The 17,797-nt window shown below is 46.0% G+C and carries 14 protein-coding genes; 12 read left to right on the top strand and 2 right to left on the bottom strand.

The window, feature by feature from the left end; all coding sequences use genetic code 11:
* From htpG to hemH, 5 genes are all read left to right on the top strand, one after another.
* A partial coding sequence (gene htpG, locus ACQY6Q_RS17455) for a molecular chaperone HtpG (protein ID WP_427983407.1) occupies positions 1–1,254 on the top strand: 1,254 nt, incomplete at its 5' end.
* Positions 1,255–1,454: 200 nt separating this feature from the next.
* Positions 1,455–2,621 carry a sugar ABC transporter substrate-binding protein gene (locus tag ACQY6Q_RS17450; RefSeq protein ID WP_427983405.1) on the top strand — a complete coding sequence of 389 codons (1,167 nt, stop codon included), beginning with the start codon at positions 1,455–1,457 and terminating at the stop codon, positions 2,619–2,621.
* A 2-nt stretch (positions 2,622–2,623) separates the two neighbouring features.
* Complete coding sequence (locus ACQY6Q_RS17445) at positions 2,624–4,744, top strand: GGDEF domain-containing protein (protein ID WP_427983404.1); 2,121 nt, start codon at positions 2,624–2,626, stop codon at positions 4,742–4,744.
* Positions 4,745–4,831: 87 nt separating this feature from the next.
* Positions 4,832–5,476 carry an adenylate kinase gene (gene adk / locus ACQY6Q_RS17440; protein ID WP_427983402.1) on the top strand — a complete coding sequence of 215 codons (645 nt, stop codon included), beginning with the start codon at positions 4,832–4,834 and terminating at the stop codon, positions 5,474–5,476.
* Positions 5,477–5,572: 96 nt separating this feature from the next.
* On the top strand, positions 5,573–6,559 hold the full coding sequence (hemH, locus tag ACQY6Q_RS17435; protein ID WP_427983401.1) for a ferrochelatase: 987 nt from the start codon (positions 5,573–5,575) through the stop codon (positions 6,557–6,559).
* Positions 6,560–6,619: 60 nt separating this feature from the next.
* On the opposite strand, the gene ACQY6Q_RS17430 is transcribed toward hemH, so the two are convergent.
* Positions 6,620–7,000: a DUF2750 domain-containing protein gene (locus ACQY6Q_RS17430; protein WP_427983400.1), complete on the bottom strand. Its 381-nt coding sequence runs from the start codon at positions 6,998–7,000 to the stop codon at positions 6,620–6,622.
* 250 nt (positions 7,001–7,250) lie between these two features.
* On the opposite strand from ACQY6Q_RS17430, the gene ACQY6Q_RS17425 reads away from it, so the two are divergent.
* Positions 7,251–8,840: an ABC-F family ATPase gene (locus tag ACQY6Q_RS17425; RefSeq protein ID WP_427983398.1), complete on the top strand. Its 1,590-nt coding sequence runs from the start codon at positions 7,251–7,253 to the stop codon at positions 8,838–8,840.
* 105 nt (positions 8,841–8,945) lie between these two features.
* Here ACQY6Q_RS17425 and ACQY6Q_RS17420 read toward each other — a convergent pair whose 3' ends face one another.
* The gene (locus tag ACQY6Q_RS17420) at positions 8,946–10,028 is read right to left on the bottom strand and encodes an ABC transporter substrate-binding protein (protein ID WP_427983396.1); all 1,083 of its coding nucleotides are present in this window, start codon (positions 10,026–10,028) and stop codon (positions 8,946–8,948) included.
* A 285-nt stretch (positions 10,029–10,313) separates the two neighbouring features.
* Here ACQY6Q_RS17420 and ACQY6Q_RS17415 point away from each other — a divergent pair, with 285 nt between their 5' ends.
* From ACQY6Q_RS17415 to ACQY6Q_RS17390, 6 genes are all read left to right on the top strand, one after another.
* Positions 10,314–11,369, top strand: coding sequence for a FecCD family ABC transporter permease (locus tag ACQY6Q_RS17415; RefSeq protein WP_427983394.1), 1,056 nt, complete (start codon positions 10,314–10,316; stop codon positions 11,367–11,369).
* A 2-nt stretch (positions 11,370–11,371) separates the two neighbouring features.
* Complete coding sequence (locus ACQY6Q_RS17410; RefSeq protein WP_427983393.1) at positions 11,372–12,151, top strand: ABC transporter ATP-binding protein; 780 nt, start codon at positions 11,372–11,374, stop codon at positions 12,149–12,151.
* A gap of 43 nt (positions 12,152–12,194) precedes the next feature.
* Complete coding sequence (locus ACQY6Q_RS17405) at positions 12,195–13,427, top strand: MFS transporter (protein WP_427983392.1); 1,233 nt, start codon at positions 12,195–12,197, stop codon at positions 13,425–13,427.
* 469 nt (positions 13,428–13,896) lie between these two features.
* On the top strand, positions 13,897–15,066 hold the full coding sequence (gene doeB2 / locus ACQY6Q_RS17400) for a N(2)-acetyl-L-2,4-diaminobutanoate deacetylase DoeB2 (RefSeq protein ID WP_427983390.1): 1,170 nt from the start codon (positions 13,897–13,899) through the stop codon (positions 15,064–15,066).
* A gap of 47 nt (positions 15,067–15,113) precedes the next feature.
* The gene (locus ACQY6Q_RS17395; RefSeq protein ID WP_427983389.1) at positions 15,114–16,382 is read left to right on the top strand and encodes an aspartate aminotransferase family protein; all 1,269 of its coding nucleotides are present in this window, start codon (positions 15,114–15,116) and stop codon (positions 16,380–16,382) included.
* A gap of 27 nt (positions 16,383–16,409) precedes the next feature.
* The gene (locus ACQY6Q_RS17390; RefSeq protein ID WP_427983388.1) at positions 16,410–17,771 is read left to right on the top strand and encodes an NAD-dependent succinate-semialdehyde dehydrogenase; all 1,362 of its coding nucleotides are present in this window, start codon (positions 16,410–16,412) and stop codon (positions 17,769–17,771) included.
* Positions 17,772–17,797 lie beyond the last annotated feature (26 nt).

The raw sequence follows: 17,797 nt of genomic DNA, 5'->3' as shown, positions 1-17,797 counted from the left end.
GAGTCAGAAGGTCCAGATGGCGAAAAAATTGCTGCTGTACCGGGTGAGTGGGAGTCGATTAACAAGGCGACTGCATTATGGACGCGCTCAAAAAGTGATGTGTCTAAAGAAGAGTACAACGAGTTTTACAAGCACATTTCTCACGACTTTGCCGATCCATTAACCTGGGCCCACAACAAAGTAGAAGGTAAGCAGGATTACACCAGTTTGCTTTACATTCCTAGCAAGGCGCCTTTCGATTTGTGGAACCGTGAGCGTCAACACGGCTTAAAACTGTATGTGCAACGTGTGTTTATTATGGACGATGCTGATGAGTTTATGCCGGGCTACTTGCGTTTCGTTAAAGGTGTGTTGGACTCAAATGACTTGCCGCTAAACGTGTCTCGCGAAATTCTACAAGACACCAAAACCACCGCTAACTTGCGCAGCGCTTGTACTAAACGCGTACTGACCATGTTAGAACGCATGGCAAAAAATGACGCAGAGAAGTACCAAACCTTCTGGTCTGAATTTGGTCAGGTGCTTAAAGAAGGCCCTGCTGAAGATTTTGCTAACAAAGAGCAAATTGCTAAGCTGCTACGTTTTGCTTCTACCCATAATGATAATGCCGAGCAAAATGTATCGTTTGCCGATTACGTTGAGCGCATGAAAGAAGGCCAAGACAAGATTTATTATGTGACTGCCGATAGTTTCGCAGCCGCTGCTAATAGCCCGCACTTAGAGATCTTCAAGCGTAAAGGCATTGAAGTATTATTGATGCATGATCGCGTTGATGAATGGTTAATTAGTCACTTGCCTGAAGCAGAAGGTAAGAGCTTGGTGTCTATCACTAAAGGCGACTTAGATTTAGGTGATTTAGATGATGAAGAAACCAAGAAGCAAAAAGAGCAGGATGAGACCGAATACGCCAGCTTTGTAAGTCGAGTTAAAGAAACCCTTGGTGACAAGGTGAAAGACGTGCGTTTAACTTACCGTCTGACTGATACTCCGTCTTGTATTGTGGTTGATGATCATGACATGAGCACACAAATGCAGAAACTGATGAAGGCGGTGGGTCAAGATGTGCCTGAGCAGAAGTACATTTTCGAATTGAATCCACAACACGATTTAATTAAGCGTGTGGCCGATGAGCAAGACGAAGAAAAATTTGCCGAGTGGGCAAGTTTACTGTTGGATCAAGCTACCTTGGCAGAGCGCGGTAGTTTAGAAAACCCTTCTGACTTCATTAAAAAGGTCAATAAGTTACTTTTATAGCCCGGTTTTAGTTGGAAAAGGCGGCCATTAGGCTGCCTTTTTTTTGAGCTAAAATCGCTCGAATACTACTTAGATTACAGTAAAATTGTTTAAGTTTTTGGCAGATCATTGAATTGGGAATTATTAGCATAGAAATAGCTCACAGTTAAATTGTTGGATCATTGCTAGAATGTGAAAAAAAATAATAACAGGCGGCTAACATGCGTTTTGGAATACTGGCTTTAACTATGGCCTGCTTGTCGGTGCAAGCAGCCGATAAGCTTACTCTTTGGAATGCGCACAATCCTTCACAATATCTTGATAGTGCGATACTGCAATTTGAGCAAAACCATAAAATTACCATTGAGAAGAACAACTTTTTATCTGAGCGCTTGCGTGAAGAAGTATTAAATCAGGCGCGCACTAATACGCTACCCGATATCTTATATGTACCCAGCGATTTCGTTGGTATGCATCAACTTATCTCATTAAGCCCGGTGCCAAAAGATTGGATTGCCGAAGATAACCAACAGCGGATCCTAAGTGCGGGATTTACCGATGGCGAGCAGTACGGTGTTCCTTTATTCCAAGGTAATCACTTGGTGCTTTATTATAATAAAAACCTAGTAAAACAGCCGGTAACAAGTTGGTCTGAATTATTGGAACAACAAGCCGCTTTGGCTCAGGACGGGCAGGAAGCCATAGTATGGAATTTTGCCGAAATGTATTGGTTTATTCCCTTTTTAACCGCCTTCGATGGTTGGCCCTTAGACCAAGGAAAAATTACCTTAGATACTGAACCTATGCGTAATGCTTTACGTTATTACAAGGAGCTAAGAGATATTGGTTTGGTAGACCCTGCTTGTAACCATGACTGTAGTGTAGAGCGTTTTAAAAGTGGCGAAGCCGCGTACATGATAAATGGCGATTGGATATACAGTGATTTAAGCCAAACAATGGGTGAGCAACTAGGGGTAAGTATGTTGCCAACTATTCAAGGTAAGGCAATGAAACCGATGTTTTCGGGTTATGTTTTAGCTTTCCCAGGCTTGTCTAAAAACAGCAAAAAATATCAGTCAATCAAAGCATTTACCCTGTATATGCAAAGTGCCGAGGCGCAGGGCATTATTTATGAAGAGGGGGGCTTAATTCCGGCAAACAAGCATCTGTTAAGTCGATATCAGCATAGTCAGTCGGCCAACGATCAGCAGATGTTATTGCAAATGGAGCAGACCAAGGCGATGCCCAGCGCCAAGCAAATGACTATTGTCTGGTTGGCTCTTGAGCGTGGTTTTAGCCGCTATATGGAACACAATTATAGCGTGGAGCAGGCGACCCAATATATGCAATCCATTGCAGATAGAGAAACAGAGAAACGCGGACAGTAACAATGACTATCAGACTGCGGTCTATCACTTTTCTGTTATTAATTTTTGTGGCGGTTGTCCCGGTATCGGTGCTGTCTTTTACCTTATATAAGCAAATGTATAATTTTGTTTATAGGTCGGTAGATAGCCGTTTGGCAGCATCGGCCAACCAAATTGCGGCGGAGCTGCGTCATAACAACGAAATATTAACTAGTGGTTTGCGTTTGCTGTCTGAGCAAGATGCCATCGTTAAGGGCATTGATGACCTGCTGTATTCCATTCATTTACCGGATGTACTGTCCAACTTTGTTTTAGATGCTCCTTTAATCGAATCCTTATATTTAGTGGATGACGACGGTTACGTTGTCGACTCTTACGCGGGTAATATTCTTGCCTTAGAGCGCTCTGGCTTAATATTATCGACCTATACTGGGCCCTTTGAAATTAAAGATATTGCGGCTAAAAGTAGGGTGTTTTTAATCAATGATAATGCGCTGGTAGCCAAGGGCGGCAAGCATAAAGCCTTGGCCTATGTCGTACCTATTTATTCTGATAAAGCCATCGACCATATTACCGTTAGTGGCTACCTTGTGGCCATTGTGCCAATTTATAAGCTGGCAGAGTTGGTACAAGGCAACCTTAATCAAAACGAAAGTTTGGGATTTTTCTATAAACAACAGCAAATAGAAGGCAACTTGATTGATGACTCAGACTACGATGTGGCGCATGCTAGCCGTTTAGTCATCACTGGTCGCAATTATCACAACTCAGTTTGGCTGAAAGTGAAGGTGGGTCAAGGTTTAGAAAGTTTAGCCGAGCAGGTCAGAGCTACTATGGCTCCGGGTATGGCTTCTAGCATCGTAGTTATCGCTATTATCATGGTGGTGATTATGTTGTTTGCCCATTTAGTCGCTCGCGCCTTTGGTCGCTTATATGGCTTAATTCACGATTTTGAAAAGGGCCGGGATTCTGATTGGGTGAGCGACAGTAAGTTAGCCATTCAAGAGTTTGCTGATGTGGCCAGTTTATTGGCACAAATGAAAACTACCATTGGTAAACAGCTACGTACCGTTCAAGACAAAAACCAAGAATTAGCTCGTATAGACAAGTTGCGAGCCGGTTACCTAGAAGAAGTGCAAAACCTTAACAGTCAGCTTGAATACAAAGTAGAGGAGCGCACTCGGGATTTAGAATTGTCGATGGACAACCTTGCCCAAAGTAACTTTTTCTTTCAACAGTTAGTGCAGTTTCGCCGAGTATTGGAAGCTAGCACTGGTAATCGTCAAATCGCGATAGATGCGTTGCGAATACTGGCCATGTGTTTTCCTAATATTGGCTTGATGATTCATCTTCCGCAGTCGCGTGGGCATAGAAGTGTACATGAGTCTCTGTCGGTTGAGGTAGAAGAGTTCGATGAATTACAACTGCAGATAACAACTAAAGCCAGGCAGCGTTGGGATCGTTTTAGCGTCGAACTTAACCAACAATGGGTGAATGTATTTGGCATTCGTTGTGGTGGCGATAGCATGGGGTGGTTATTGATAAACGAGCCTAAGTTAAGTGAAGAAAGCAGTAATCGGATCATGCTGTTTGTGACCGAGTTGAGTGCCTTCTTAGAAAACCGCAGTTTGAATGAAGAGCTCGATTACCTTGCTAGAACTGACTCTCTTACCGGAATAAAAAATCGTAAGGCCTTTGATGAATTGCAATTCACCTTAGAAACGCAGTTAGATGCCGAGGTGTGCATGTTCGTTATTGATGTGAATGGCCTGAAGCGAATGAACGATGAAAAAGGTCATGAAAAGGGCGATAAATTGATTCAATCGGTAGCGGAAGTCTTGGCTGAGTGCTGTGCAGACATTAGTAAAGATTATTTTCGTATTGGTGGTGATGAGTTTGCCATCGTCTTGGCTGGGCCTCAGTTACAGCATACCGAGATGCTGGCCGCACGTTTAACTGCACGACAAAATAATCAGGTGGCAATTGACCTGAATAGCTTTGGCGGTGAACCTTTAGTGAGCTTTTCCTTTGGTTACGCGTCTACCCACGAGGTTGATTTTAGTAGCTTGTATAAACAGGCCGATCAGAACATGTACAGTAATAAGCAGCGTTATTATTCGCGGCTTCGTCAGACTCAACTTTAGTCGAGCTTGACTTGTAGTCTGCGGCTCATCAGTGTAAATTCACGTCTCTTGTAAAAAGCACTAAAACTAAATCAAGGAACAGCAATTATGCGCATTATTCTTTTAGGCGCTCCTGGCGCGGGTAAAGGTACCCAAGCACAATTTATTATGGAGCGTTACGGCATCCCTCAAATTTCTACTGGCGATATGTTACGCGCGGCCGTAAAAGCAGGCACTGACTTAGGTAAAAAAGCCAAAGAAGTGATGGATGCAGGCCAATTAGTGTCAGACGAATTGATTATTGGTTTAGTTAAAGAGCGTATTCAACAAGAAGACTGCCAAAAAGGCTTCTTGTTAGACGGTTTCCCTCGCACCATTCCTCAAGCGGATGCGATGAAAGAAGCGGGTATTAGCATTGACGCAGTGCTTGAGTTTGACGTAGCTGACGAAGAAATCGTTAAGCGCATGAGTGGACGTCGTGTTCACCCTGGTAGCGGCCGTGTTTACCACGTGGTTTACAATCCACCTAAAGTGGAAGGCAAAGACGACGTAACTGGTGAAGACTTGGTGATTCGCCCTGATGATGAAGAAAGCATTGTGCGTGACCGTTTGGCTATTTATCACGAGCAAACCAAGCCGCTAGTGAACTACTATGGAAAAGAAGCAGAGCTTGGTAATAGCAAATACTTCAAACTAGACGGTACTCAATCTGTTGAGGCTATCAGCAACCAATTGGTTGAATTACTTGATTAATTGCTACTGCGAATAACTGAAAAAAGCGGCTTTAGCCGCTTTTTTTTATCCGAGTAAATACCGTAAACTGGTGACTCGCAATTTAAGGAAGTGTGCATGTCAAAAGTCGACAACGAATTGAAATGTGCTGTGGTATTGGTCAACTTAGGTACCCCTGAGCAAGCCACGCCAAGTGCTGTAGCCAGCTTTTTAGGGCGTTTCTTATCAGACAAGCGGGTGGTTAATCTGCCTCGTATACTGTGGTTACCATTATTGTATGGACTAATTTTGCCACTGCGCTCTCGTCGCGTCGCAAAGCTTTACCAGCAAATATGGTTAAAAGGCGGTTCGCCACTGAAAATGTTTAGTGAGCAAATTCGTATCAAGTTAGCTAAAAAACTGGCGGGTAAGTATGAAGTTTATTTGGCGATGACTTACAGTGAACCTGATATTCCTAAGGTAGTGCAGCAAGTATTAGCGGCTGGCCATCAACGGGTATTGTTATTGCCGATGTATCCGCAATATTCGGTATCCACTACCGCGCCAGTGTTTGACAGTTATACGAAGTCCTTAAAAAACACTTATAACATTCCTGAGCTGCGTTTGGTAAAAGAGTATTATGACGAGCCTGCCTATATTGCAGCCCTAGCGCATTCGATAAAGCAGCATTGGGAGCTGACAGCGCGCGGCGAAGTATTGTTGTTTTCTTTTCATGGTATTCCAGAACGTTATGCGCGTAATGGTGACCCGTATCCGCAGCAGTGTGAAGATACAGCGGCGAAAGTGGCAGCCCTACTTGGCTTGAAACAAAGTCAGTGGCGCTTATGTTATCAGTCCCGCTTTGGCAAAGATCCATGGGTTAAACCCTATACCGACCAATTGCTAACTCAGCTTGCAGAGCAGGGCGTTAAATCGGTGGATGTGATTTCTCCGGCTTTTTCGGTGGACTGTTTGGAAACCATTGAGGAAGTCTCTTGTGAGCTTCGCGATGTGTTTATTGAAGCCGGTGGCGAGCAATATCATTATATTTCCGCTTTAAATGACAGCCCCGAACAGGTGGACTTATATTGCCAAATAATCGAAAAGCATACTCAAGGTTGGTAGCCTAATAGAAAGGCCTCACCGCGGTGAGGCCTTTCTATTTAAAGTAGCGCGGTTTTAGCCTTAGCGGCCTTTATTCAGTAACTCTTCAAATTCATAAGGCGACAGAATAAGCCCTTCTTCTTGCTCGTTAGGGAATACCGCCACATACAGTTCATCATTGCTAAGGCCGTCGGTCCAGCGGCTTTTCCACTTCGCTAGGGAGATGGACTCGGGTTTACAATGTTGCCAATCACCGGTCGCCCAAGCGGCAGCAAATTCTTGATTAGGCCATACCGGAACACAATCTTCGTCTTCCGAATTCAACATTACACAGCCATCGTCATCAACTAAGATCCATAATTGCTGTTGTTTACGACTTTCTTTCACTAAGTATTGCAAGCGACTCTCGCTGTCTGCCTGGGCAATGTTTGCTAGTGCATCGGGTTGGTTAGAATTAGCCATCAGTCGTCCTCATTGTTGTTCTCCTTCTGAGAATAATGCAATTGAGTTAAAGGGTCACACAAAATGCGTTTAGCGAGGTTTAACTGGTGATTATTCACGCGGTTTGGCTGTGTCGAGCCTGAATTGTGTGATCTTACGCATTAGGTGTGCGAAGTTTAAGCGAGTTGTGGCATAATGCGCGACCAAATATTTAGTCTCATGTTTTAGTAGCGAGTAGCTGAGCTAAAACTCAACCAAGCGGAATACTACATTGCTTATATCTTCTAATGTCACCATGCAGTTTGGCGCAAAGCCTCTTTTCGAAAATGTATCAGTTAAATTTGGCGAAGGTAATCGTTACGGCCTAATTGGCGCCAATGGCTGTGGTAAATCTACGTTTATGAAGATTTTGGGTGGTGATTTAGAGCCCAGCGCGGGTAATGTCTCTAAAGATCCTAACGAGCGTATAGGTAAGTTGAAGCAGGATCAATTTGCCTACGAAAACAATGCTGTTATCGATACCGTGATCATGGGTTATGAAGAGCTATGGGCAGTAAAAGCCGAGCGTGATGCTATTTATGCTAATCCAGAGATGAGCGAAGAAGATGGCATTCGCGCCGCCGAACTAGAGGCCGAATTTGCCGAAATGGATGGTTACACCGCCGAAGCCCGTGCTGGTGAATTGTTATTAGGTGTGGGCATTCCCATCGAGCAACACTATGGGCCGATGAGTGAGGTGGCACCAGGCTGGAAATTGCGGGTATTGCTGGCTCAAGTCTTGTTTGCCGATCCCGATATTATGCTGCTTGATGAACCGACCAACAACTTGGATATTAATACGATTCGTTGGTTGGAAGGGGTACTAAACGAGCGTAACTGCACCATGATCATCATTTCTCACGACCGTCACTTCTTAAACAGTGTGTGTACTCACATGGCGGATTTGGATTACGGTGAATTGCGTACCTTCCCAGGCTCTTACGATGAATATATGACAGCGGCTACCCAAGCGCGTGAACAAATGTTGGCAGATAACGCCAAGAAAAAAGCACAGATTGCCGAGCTTAAGTCTTTTGTTAGTCGCTTCTCTGCCAATGCTTCTAAGTCAAAGCAAGCGACTTCGCGAGCCAAACAAATTGATAAGATCCAATTGGCCGAGGTAAAACCATCAAGCCGTCAAAATCCCTTTATTCGTTTTGAAGAAGAGAAAAAACTGCACCGATTAGCCTTAGAAGTGGAAGGTTTGGCTAAAGGCTATGAAGAAATGCTATTTAAAGATCTTAACTTCATGGTGGAAGTGGGTGAGCGAATTGCGGTTATTGGCCCTAACGGTATTGGTAAAACCACTTTATTAAAATGTTTAGTGGGTGATACAGAAAGTGAAGGGATGATTAAATGGTCTGAGAATGCCCAAATTGGCTATTACGCGCAGGATCATGCCGCCGACTTTGCTGAAGACAAAACCTTGTTAGATTGGATGTGGCAGTGGGGTAAAGAAGGCGACGATGAGCAGGCGATCCGCGGTACCCTAGGGCGTTTGTTGTTTTCTCAACAAGAAATTCATAAATCGGTGAAGGTGATCTCTGGTGGAGAACAAGGCCGGATGTTGTTTGGTAAGCTTATTTTACAAAAGCCAAACATTATGGTGATGGATGAGCCCACTAACCACTTAGACATGGAATCGATTGAATCCTTGAACTTGGCCTTAGAAAATTACCCTGGCACCTTGATTTTTGTGAGTCACGACCGTGAATTTGTTTCTAGTTTGGCGACCCGAATTATTGAGTTAACCCCAGATGGCGTGGTTGATTTCCATGGTAATTATGAAGAGTACTTGGCTAGCCAAGGTGTTAATGGCTAAGCTGTATTGTTAGTAAAAAAAGCAGCTTTAAGCTGCTTTTTTTAGGTCTGCGTAAATTAAGAGTGCGCTATGCAATGTCTGTTAGCGCATGCCTTCTTGGCCCCATTATAACGACGTCATAAAGGTGCCTTGAGGCTGTACCGGCAGGTATTTTTTGTAGAAGTCTTGATAGCTTGCGGCGGGATCTAAGTCACTAAATAATTTCGGGTACATCGCTTTAGCGTAAAATTGCAGCATGGCTCCATCAAAAATGGTACGGCAAGCACCGTGATAGGCGGCATATAAGCGATTATTTTTGACCGCGCTGAGGGTAGACCAACCAACGCGCTGTTTAAAACCCGTTAAGCGTTGCTTGACGGTGGCTTCATCTATACCTTGGCCGATTAGCATGGCGTCTTCACCACTATTTGTTTCGTAACCGGTGATGACGATGAGCTCGGGATCGGCAGCAAGGATTTGCTCAGGGTTAAGTTTTCCCCACCATTCAACATAAGGAGCGGAAATATTGTCGCCACCTGCAGTAGTGGAGATGCCCCCCCACATGTTTTTGCCAAAAGTGTAACCTATTTCATTTACTCCAGCTGCACCAAACTCAGTGTAAATACGTGGTTTAGGTAACTTGGCAGCGGCAAGACGCTGGGTAATGGCCTCAACATTCTCTTGGTATTCTTTAGCAATTTTGGCTGCACGGTCCGCTTGACCAGTAATGGCGCCGATAATCTGGGTGCTTTTGACATGACGCTCGACCGTTTGGGCGTTGTAATCCACTACCACAACAGTGATTCCAGCACTCTCTAAACGTTCGATATCGCTGCCTAGGCCTTTGAATTGCCAATCAGCTAACATGATTAGGTCGGGATTTAAGCTGATAACTTTTTCCACTGAAAAGGTTTTGGTATCAACCCGTCCAATTGCCGGAATGTCATTTAACGAAGGACGGTAGTTGACATACATCTCCCAGTTCGCTGAGCGAGCTTGCCAGATGTATTTTGCCATGCCGACAACATTATCGTAGGCGGCCTCGGTGCCAATGGCCATATAATCTTCAGGATAGAATCCCACGATAACGCGTTGTGCGGGAGAGTTGAAAGTAACCTCGCGGTCTAGTACATCGGTAATGGTCACCGTTTGGCCAACACTGCAGGTGCTGAATATAACAGCGAATAGGCCGAAGAGTTTGTGAAGCATAATAATCCTTTAATAAGTCATGCTAAGTAGGTTAGTCGGGATGGGCTTGATAAATAGTCGTATCAATTACGATTAAAAGCTTGAACGTATTCTATGTTAAAATATAATGCTCATGCAAATCATTATCATTTGCATGGTGTCGAACTTAGTTACCCACAAACTCAGTACGATTACTTATAAACCGATTAGAGTCGCAAGAGTATTTTACGCCATGAGTAACATACAATTTTGCTCTATATGTGAGTGAACAGAGGATGTTCACTGGCTGTCACCAAAAGTTATAGCATGTTAAATCAACAACTTATCGATGATGCCTTACTTGCTCAGCGGCGCCATGAAAAACGGCGTTGGTGGGTAGTAAGTGGCTTGTTACTTATTTTAGTTTTGTCTTTCCTATTTGATCTAGCCACTGGGCCTTCCATGCTGAGTGTGCTTGATGTAGCCAGCGCGTTGGCTAACTGGCTTGGCATGCCAATTGATGTGGCCGCTACCACCAAAGTTATCGTGACCGACTTGCGTTTACCCATTGCACTGATCGCCATTTTAGTTGGTGGTACCTTGGGAGTAGGGGGTGCGGAAATGCAGACTCTATTGAACAACCCCATGGCGAGTCCTTATACCTTGGGGATGGCCGCCGCTGCGGGATTTGGTGCTGCACTCATGTTGTATCTAGGCTCTTTGGGGCTGAGTTCGCAAGTTGCGGTGCCGATAGGCGCATTTGTCTGCTGTATGTTTTCTGCAAGTCTACTGTTCGGCCTAGCGATGATGCGTCATATCAGTTCTGGGCAACTCATTTTGGCGGGCATTGCCTTATTGTTCTTATTCCAATCCTTGTTGTCTTTGGTGCAGTTTGTTTCGTCGCCGGAGTTAAGCCAGCAGATCTTATTCTGGTTGTTTGGCAGCTTAACTAAGGCGACTTGGTCGAATGTGGCGATTATTGCGGTAGTTTGTTCTGCATGTTTTCTGGTGCTACTTAAGGATGCGTGGAAACTCACTGCCTTGCGTTTGGGCGAAGAGAGAGCGAAAAGTTTAGGGGTAAACGTGTCCCGGCTGCGCCTTAAAACCTTAGTTTTGGTCGCAGTGATGACTGCAACGGTCACCAGTGTTGTGGGCATTATTGGCTTTATCGGCATTGTTGCCCCGAATATGGCCAGAATATTGGTGGGGGAAGATCAACGCTATTTTCTACCTTTGTCTTTTTTAATTGGGGCCTTTTTGCTTTCTACTGCCTCGGTGTTATCAAAAATCATTGTTCCTGGTGCTTTGTTTCCGATAGGCATTGTTACGGCGATTATTGGCGTGCCGTTTTTCTTTTGGCTGATTATGAGTAAGAGGCGATAGCGATGTTGCGAGTATCCAATTTAGATTTGGCGTTTGATCAGTTGATTTTGGCTCACAATATGAGCTTTGAGCTAGCCCCAGGTAAAACGCATGTGATTATTGGCCCTAATGGTACGGGCAAAAGCTCCTTGTTAAAAACCTTGTTTGGTGAGGTTCGCCCGCAGCGTGGCGCAATAAGTTTTGCCGAGCAGCCGCTGGATTATAAGCAGCTAAACCAGTGGCGGCAAAGCTTCGGTTATATGCCACAAGATATTCGTTTGGATATTGGTTTATCGGTATTAGAAGTGGTACTGCTTGGCCAGCTTAAAGCCTTATCGTTGAAATTAGCTGATAGTCTATTAGAGCAGGCGCTGCGTGCCTTGGATCAAATTGGTCTGCTGCATCTGGCACATCGTGATATTAGAACCCTGAGTGGCGGGCAGTGTCAGATGATATTGTTTGCTCAGGCCTTAATGCGTGACCCCAAGGTTCTGATGCTAGATGAACCCGTGAGCGCCTTAGACTTACATTTTCAGCAAGTGCTGTTAGAACATTTACACCAGCAAACTCAAGAAAATAACTGGGTGTCGATTATGGTATTACATGATCTGAATCTGGCGGCGCAATATGCCGACAATCTGTTGGTGATAAAGCAGGGCCAGTTAATCGCCCAAGGTTCGCCCAAACAAGTATTAAGCGCCGACTTGATCCATCAGGTCTATGGGGTTGAGACTGACGTGCTTTATGATAGCCTCGGCCTGCCGTTTATTCGTACTCAACGCCGACAGAAGCAAGTGGCTTGAAATTTCTTACCTAGTTGTTTGATTAGTTAGTAACAGATCGTTTATGAATTTTCGACATTTTCTTGCCGATTGGCGGCAGCTGTCTGCGGCAAGTAGAGTATTAGTGATAAATGGCTTTAGCTTTAATCTTGGTTTTTACATGCTATTGCCGTATTTGTCAGAGCATCTACAGACTGATTTGAACCTAAGCCCATGGCATGTAGGCATAGTGATAGGCTTACGTGTACTGAGCCAGCAAGGATTGTTCTTGGTGGGAGGAACTCTTGGCGATTATCTAGGCTATAAGCGGTTGATCTTATTAGGCTGTTTGGTCAGGGTTTTAGGTTTTTTACTATTGGGGTTTTCTCATAGCCTAACTTTATTGCTACTAGGAGCCTTTTTGACAGGCTTTGCTGGAGCGATGTTTACTCCTTCAAGCAATGCCTATTTGGCTAATGAAGCGCCCGACCAGCTAAGTCGTCATCGTCTATTTGCGATGCAAAGTTGGATGAGAGAAGCAGGAATGTTGCTTGGGCCTTTGGTAGGGCTTAGCTTACTAGGGTTTGACTTTTTTTGGGTGGGTTTGAGCTCGGCGCTCATGTTTTTGTTGTTATTTAGTATTCAATGGCGTTATTTGCCCAATCTGGCAGCCTCAAGAGTACATTCCAGCGAACAGCATTTTCTACAGCAATGGAAAAGCATGCTGTTAAATACGGATTTTATGCGGTTTGTTGGCTGCGCGTGCGCTTTCCAACTGTTTTTTCACCAGCTTTATTTGGCACTACCCAGCGAAGTCGCAGCCAGGGGCTTGGGTGCCAATGTCATTACTTGGGTGTTTGTTACTACTTCGCTGCTGGGCATTGGCTTGCAATTACCGATTAACCGTTGGGGGCGCGACTATCTTGGGCGCGCCTGGGCAATGGGCCTAGGGTTGATGTTGATGGGGGCATCGTTTTTATGGTTTCTCATCACTATTAGTCAGTGGCCTTGGCTAAACTTCATTGGTTTTGCAGTGACCTTTAGTATCGGTTCAATGCTGGTATTGCCGTTGTTAGAATCTACGGTAGCGCACTTCGGTCACCGTTCTGAACTGGGTAGTTATTATGGTTTATATTCATGCATTGGCGGTATTGTCGCCTTTTTGGGAAACCTAGGTGTAGGCTGGTTATTATCCCTCGAACAGCTAGCTACTCAATGGATATGGTTAGGCTTGGCCAGCCTCGGTTTTCTCGCTGGCTTTAGCCTCTACCGACAAGTGCATCGCATGGATTATCCCACTCAGGCTACCAGCCTGTAAGGCTAAGCGGCTACACTCGATTAGCTATCATTTTATTTTCTAGCGCGCCACTAACACTTAAGCAAACCATAGCTGTTTGGCCAATTCATTAGCCAAACCAGCTGGTTGCTAACGGTGCTAGTGGTGAGCTAGCAACCCTGCTTCTGCGTTCAGCTAGCAATAGCGCTACTGGTTAACTATTGTACTCTCGCTAAATCTGTGCCAGTGTAATAACAAGGTGTTACGTAAAGTAATGGCCAATCTTGTGTTAAATGGCTGTGCCAATAACACTCTGTAGGAGGACATTATGACGACTCTAGTTAAAATGGATGTTTATATTCCGCCGCGTGCTGGCTTGGTATGCGTCTGTAACCCTACCTTCATGTCGCCTCATTATTAAGCTCTTCTGCACCGCTCTTGGTGCTTTATCTAATTGATTAATCTATTTCTCAGCCACTGAGAAATACCGCCGAACTGTTGGAACTAATCTATGAACCAGAGTCAATTTTGGCTGGAGACGCTTACCTTTGCTAAGCGTTTTCGCCATCTGTTACATCGTCAGCCAGAGCTGAGTTGGGCAGAGGTAGAAACTGCAAAGTTGATCCAAACTGCCTTAACTGAGCTAGGCATTGCTTGGCGCAGTTGTGCTAAGTACGGCACGGTGGCTAGCTTAAATGCTCAAGGCTCTGGCTCACACATTGCTCTGCGCGCCGATATTGACGCACTACCGATTGCAGAACAAACCGACGTGGCGTGGCGCTCTAATTATCAAGGGGTCATGCATGCCTGTGGTCACGATGGTCATGCCGCTGTGTTACTGGGCACCGCACGTTGGTTAAAGCAGCATGAAGCGCAGTTAACTGGCCCCGTTTCCTTGATTTTTCAGCCCGCCGAAGAAGGTGGGCATGGCGCTAAACAAATGATTGAAGACGGCGCCTTGACTGGAGTTGATGTGATTTATGGTTGGCATAATTGGCCCGCTTTGCCCTTGGGCAACATGCTCTGCCCCGATAGCACCATTATGTCGGGTAATGGCACCTTTGTGATAGAGCTGCATGGAAAAGGAGGACATGCCAGTCAACCAGAACAGTGCCGCGATCCGGTACTAGCCGCTGCTGCTTTAACGGTAAATTTGCAGCAAATTGTGGCAAGACGGATCGCGCCACAATCAGCAGCGGTAGTGAGCGTAACCAGTATTGAAGCGCCTAGCGGGCTTACGGTTATCCCCGATAAGGCAAAAGTGTCTGGCTCGATACGTTTTTCTGAGCCTAGCGACCAGCCCTTAATCGAACAATATTTGTTAGAGATTAGCGAGGATACCGCTGCCAGCTATGGCGTAGCCTGTAGCGTTGAGCTTCAGCCGCGTTACGCCCCAACGGTAAACCACGCAGCGCCAGCAGAGCACGCTAGAGCATGTTGGAAGGCGCTGTATGGTGAATCGGCTTTATTAAACCAAGGACTGGCGCCTTTGATGGCCTCTGAAGACTTCAGTTATTACTTAAACGAAATAGCCGGAGCCTACGCCATTATTGGCGCGGGAGAGTCAAGTGATTGTCCACCTTGTCATAGTCCTCATTACGATTTTAATGACCAACTACTCGAAACCGTCATCCGTTGGTACAGCCAATTGGTTGGCGTATCTAGTCCACCACCTAGATGAAGGTAGCTTGATGTAACGACTAACCAATCAGCCCATAGGAGAGATTGATGAGTATTTTTGATGAACGAGAATCCAATTTGCGCGCCTATTGTCGAGTATACCCAACGGTGTTTGACAAGGCCTTTAACGCTCGCCAAATTGATGAAAACGGAAAACAATATATCGACTTTTTCGCCGGGGCCGGAGTGTTAAATTTTGGCCATAACAATCCCAAAATGACCACGGCGATTATTGATTACATTCAAAATCAAGGTGTGACACATAGCTTGGATATGAGCACCACCATTAAACGTAGATTTATGGAGGTATTTAGCGAGCTTATCTTACAGCCGCGTAAGCTGCCTCATCGTATGCAATTTGTAGGTCCCACTGGGACTAATGCGGTTGAGGCTGCGCTAAAACTGGCTCGCCGCGTTACTGGGCGTCAGTCGGTGGTGGCCTTTAACCATGCTTTTCATGGAATGACTTTAGGCTCGTTAGCCGCCACGGCCAATAGCTATTTCAGAGGCGCCGCAGGTGTGCCGCTTAACCATGTGATTCATTATCCCTTTGGCGCAGAAGATTCGCGACTGAGTGCAGAGACCGGCAATGGCGCCGAGCAATTAGATGCCTTGCGCGCACAATTTTCTGATAGTTCGTCGGGGCTTGAAGCGCCAGCGGCCTTTATTGTGGAAGTGGTGCAGGCTGAAGGCGGGGTGAATGTGGCCGATAAAGCTTGGTTGCAAGCCTTAGCTCAGTTAGCTAAAGATCTAGGCGCGCTGCTGATTGTTGATGATATACAAGCGGGTATGGGGCGAACCGGCTCGTTTTTTAGTTTCGATGACTACGGCATTGAGCCTGACATTGTCTGCCTTGCTAAAGGGCTGGGTGGTTTTGGTACGCCATTGGCGATGAATTTGGTTAAGCCAGAGCACGATGATCATTGGTCACCCGGTGAACATACCGGCACCTTCCGTGGGCAAAGCTTGAGCTTTGTCGCGGGCATAGAAGCGCTTAACTATTTTCGTGATGAGCAGCTGATGAATCAGGTGGCAGAAAAAAGTGCTCAAATGCGTGAAGCGCTTAGCGCATTGGCTCAGCATCCGGCGATTCAAGTTCGTGGTAAAGGCATGATGCTGGGCATTGATGTGGGCGATGGCGCAGTGGCCAAGTCGGTTGTGGCCAACTGCTTTGAGAATGGTTTGTTACTGGGCGCCTGTGGCACTGGTGGACGAGTGGTTAAATTGATCCCTCCTCTAACGATTGAGCAAGATGACTTAGCACAGGGCATGTCGATAGTGATTGACGCGGTTAAGCACGCACTAGAGACCAGCTAGTAAAGTAACAATATCAAGGAGGTAGTGATGATAGTGACAACCAATCCTAGCACCGGAAAAGTGATTAAAGAGTATGCTGCGCTGAGCGAGCAGCAAGTCGATCAGCAGGTTAAGCGCGCCAAAGCGGCATTTCCAGCTTGGTCGGCACTAAGCTATGCAGAACGCGCTCAAGTGTTACAGCGGGTCGCAGCGAGCTTGCGCAACAACAAGGCTAAGCTCTCTCAACTGATGACCGATGAAATGGGCAAGCCGGTGAAAGAAGCAGGCCCCGAGGTAGAAAAATCCGCTTGGTGTGCTGAGCATTATGCCGAGCATGCCCAAGCCTATTTAGCCGATTTAGAGCTGCCTTCCGATGCCCAGCGCAGTTACGTTAAACATCAAGCTTTAGGTACCTTGTTGGGCGTTTTACCTTGGAATGCACCGTTGTGGATAGCCTTTCGTTATTTAGCGCCAGCGCTAATGGCGGGGAATACTTGTGTATTAAAGCATGACCCGCATGTAGCCGGCTGCGGCGAGGCCATCGTTGAGCTGTTCCATGAGGCTGGGGCACCCGAAGATATAGTAGTGAATTTGCCGATAGCTAACCAACAAGTGGAACAGGCAATTCGCCACCCAGATATTGCCGCAGTCTCTTTCACCGGTTCTGCTAAGGCTGGCGCAATAGTTGCCAGTATCGCCGCTTCTGAAATTAAGCATGCGGTGCTGGAGTTGGGGGGCTCCGATCCGCTGATTGTATTAGAGGACGCTGACCTAGAGGCCGCCGCCGATATTGCGGTATTATCACGCATTATCAACGCTGGGCAATCCTGTATTGCGGCTAAGCGGATCATCGTGGCGCAGTCAATCTATGCCAGCTTTATCGATAAACTGCAGCAGCGCTTAGGTCAACTTACTGTGGGTGATCCTAATGATGTGGCTACCGATGTTGGCCCCATCGCACGCGCTGATTTACGCGACAACCTCCATCGACAAGTGTGCGAAAGCATAGCACAAGGCGCCAAGTGTTTACTCGGGGGAGAGATGTCAAAAACGGAAGGCTTCTTTTATCCAGTGACGCTATTGGTTGATGTAAGCCCCACTATGACAGCCTTTAAAGAAGAGGTGTTTGGTCCGGTGATGGTGGTCAGTTCGGCTCGAGATGTTGAACACGCGATTGCCCTAGCTAACGATAGTGAATATGGGCTGGGGGCCGGCGTGTGGACTAACAATGCGCAATTGGCAGAGCAACTGGCTTGGCAAATCGAAGCCGGGCAGGTGGCGATTAACGGCATTGTTAAAACCGATCCAAGGCTTCCCAGTGGGGGGATTAAACGTTCAGGCTTGGGACGCGAGCTGGGCCCTCATGGCATTAAAGAGTTTGTTAACGCCAAACAAGTGTGGATTAAATAACCAGCAACTTAGTCGAACTTGTTGCG

This window comes from Agarivorans sp. (assembly GCF_050295395.1).
Lineage (GTDB): Bacteria > Pseudomonadota > Gammaproteobacteria > Enterobacterales > Celerinatantimonadaceae > Agarivorans.
The sequence above is the reverse complement of the archived record's forward strand: the minus strand, read 5'-3'. Positions and strand labels throughout refer to the sequence as shown.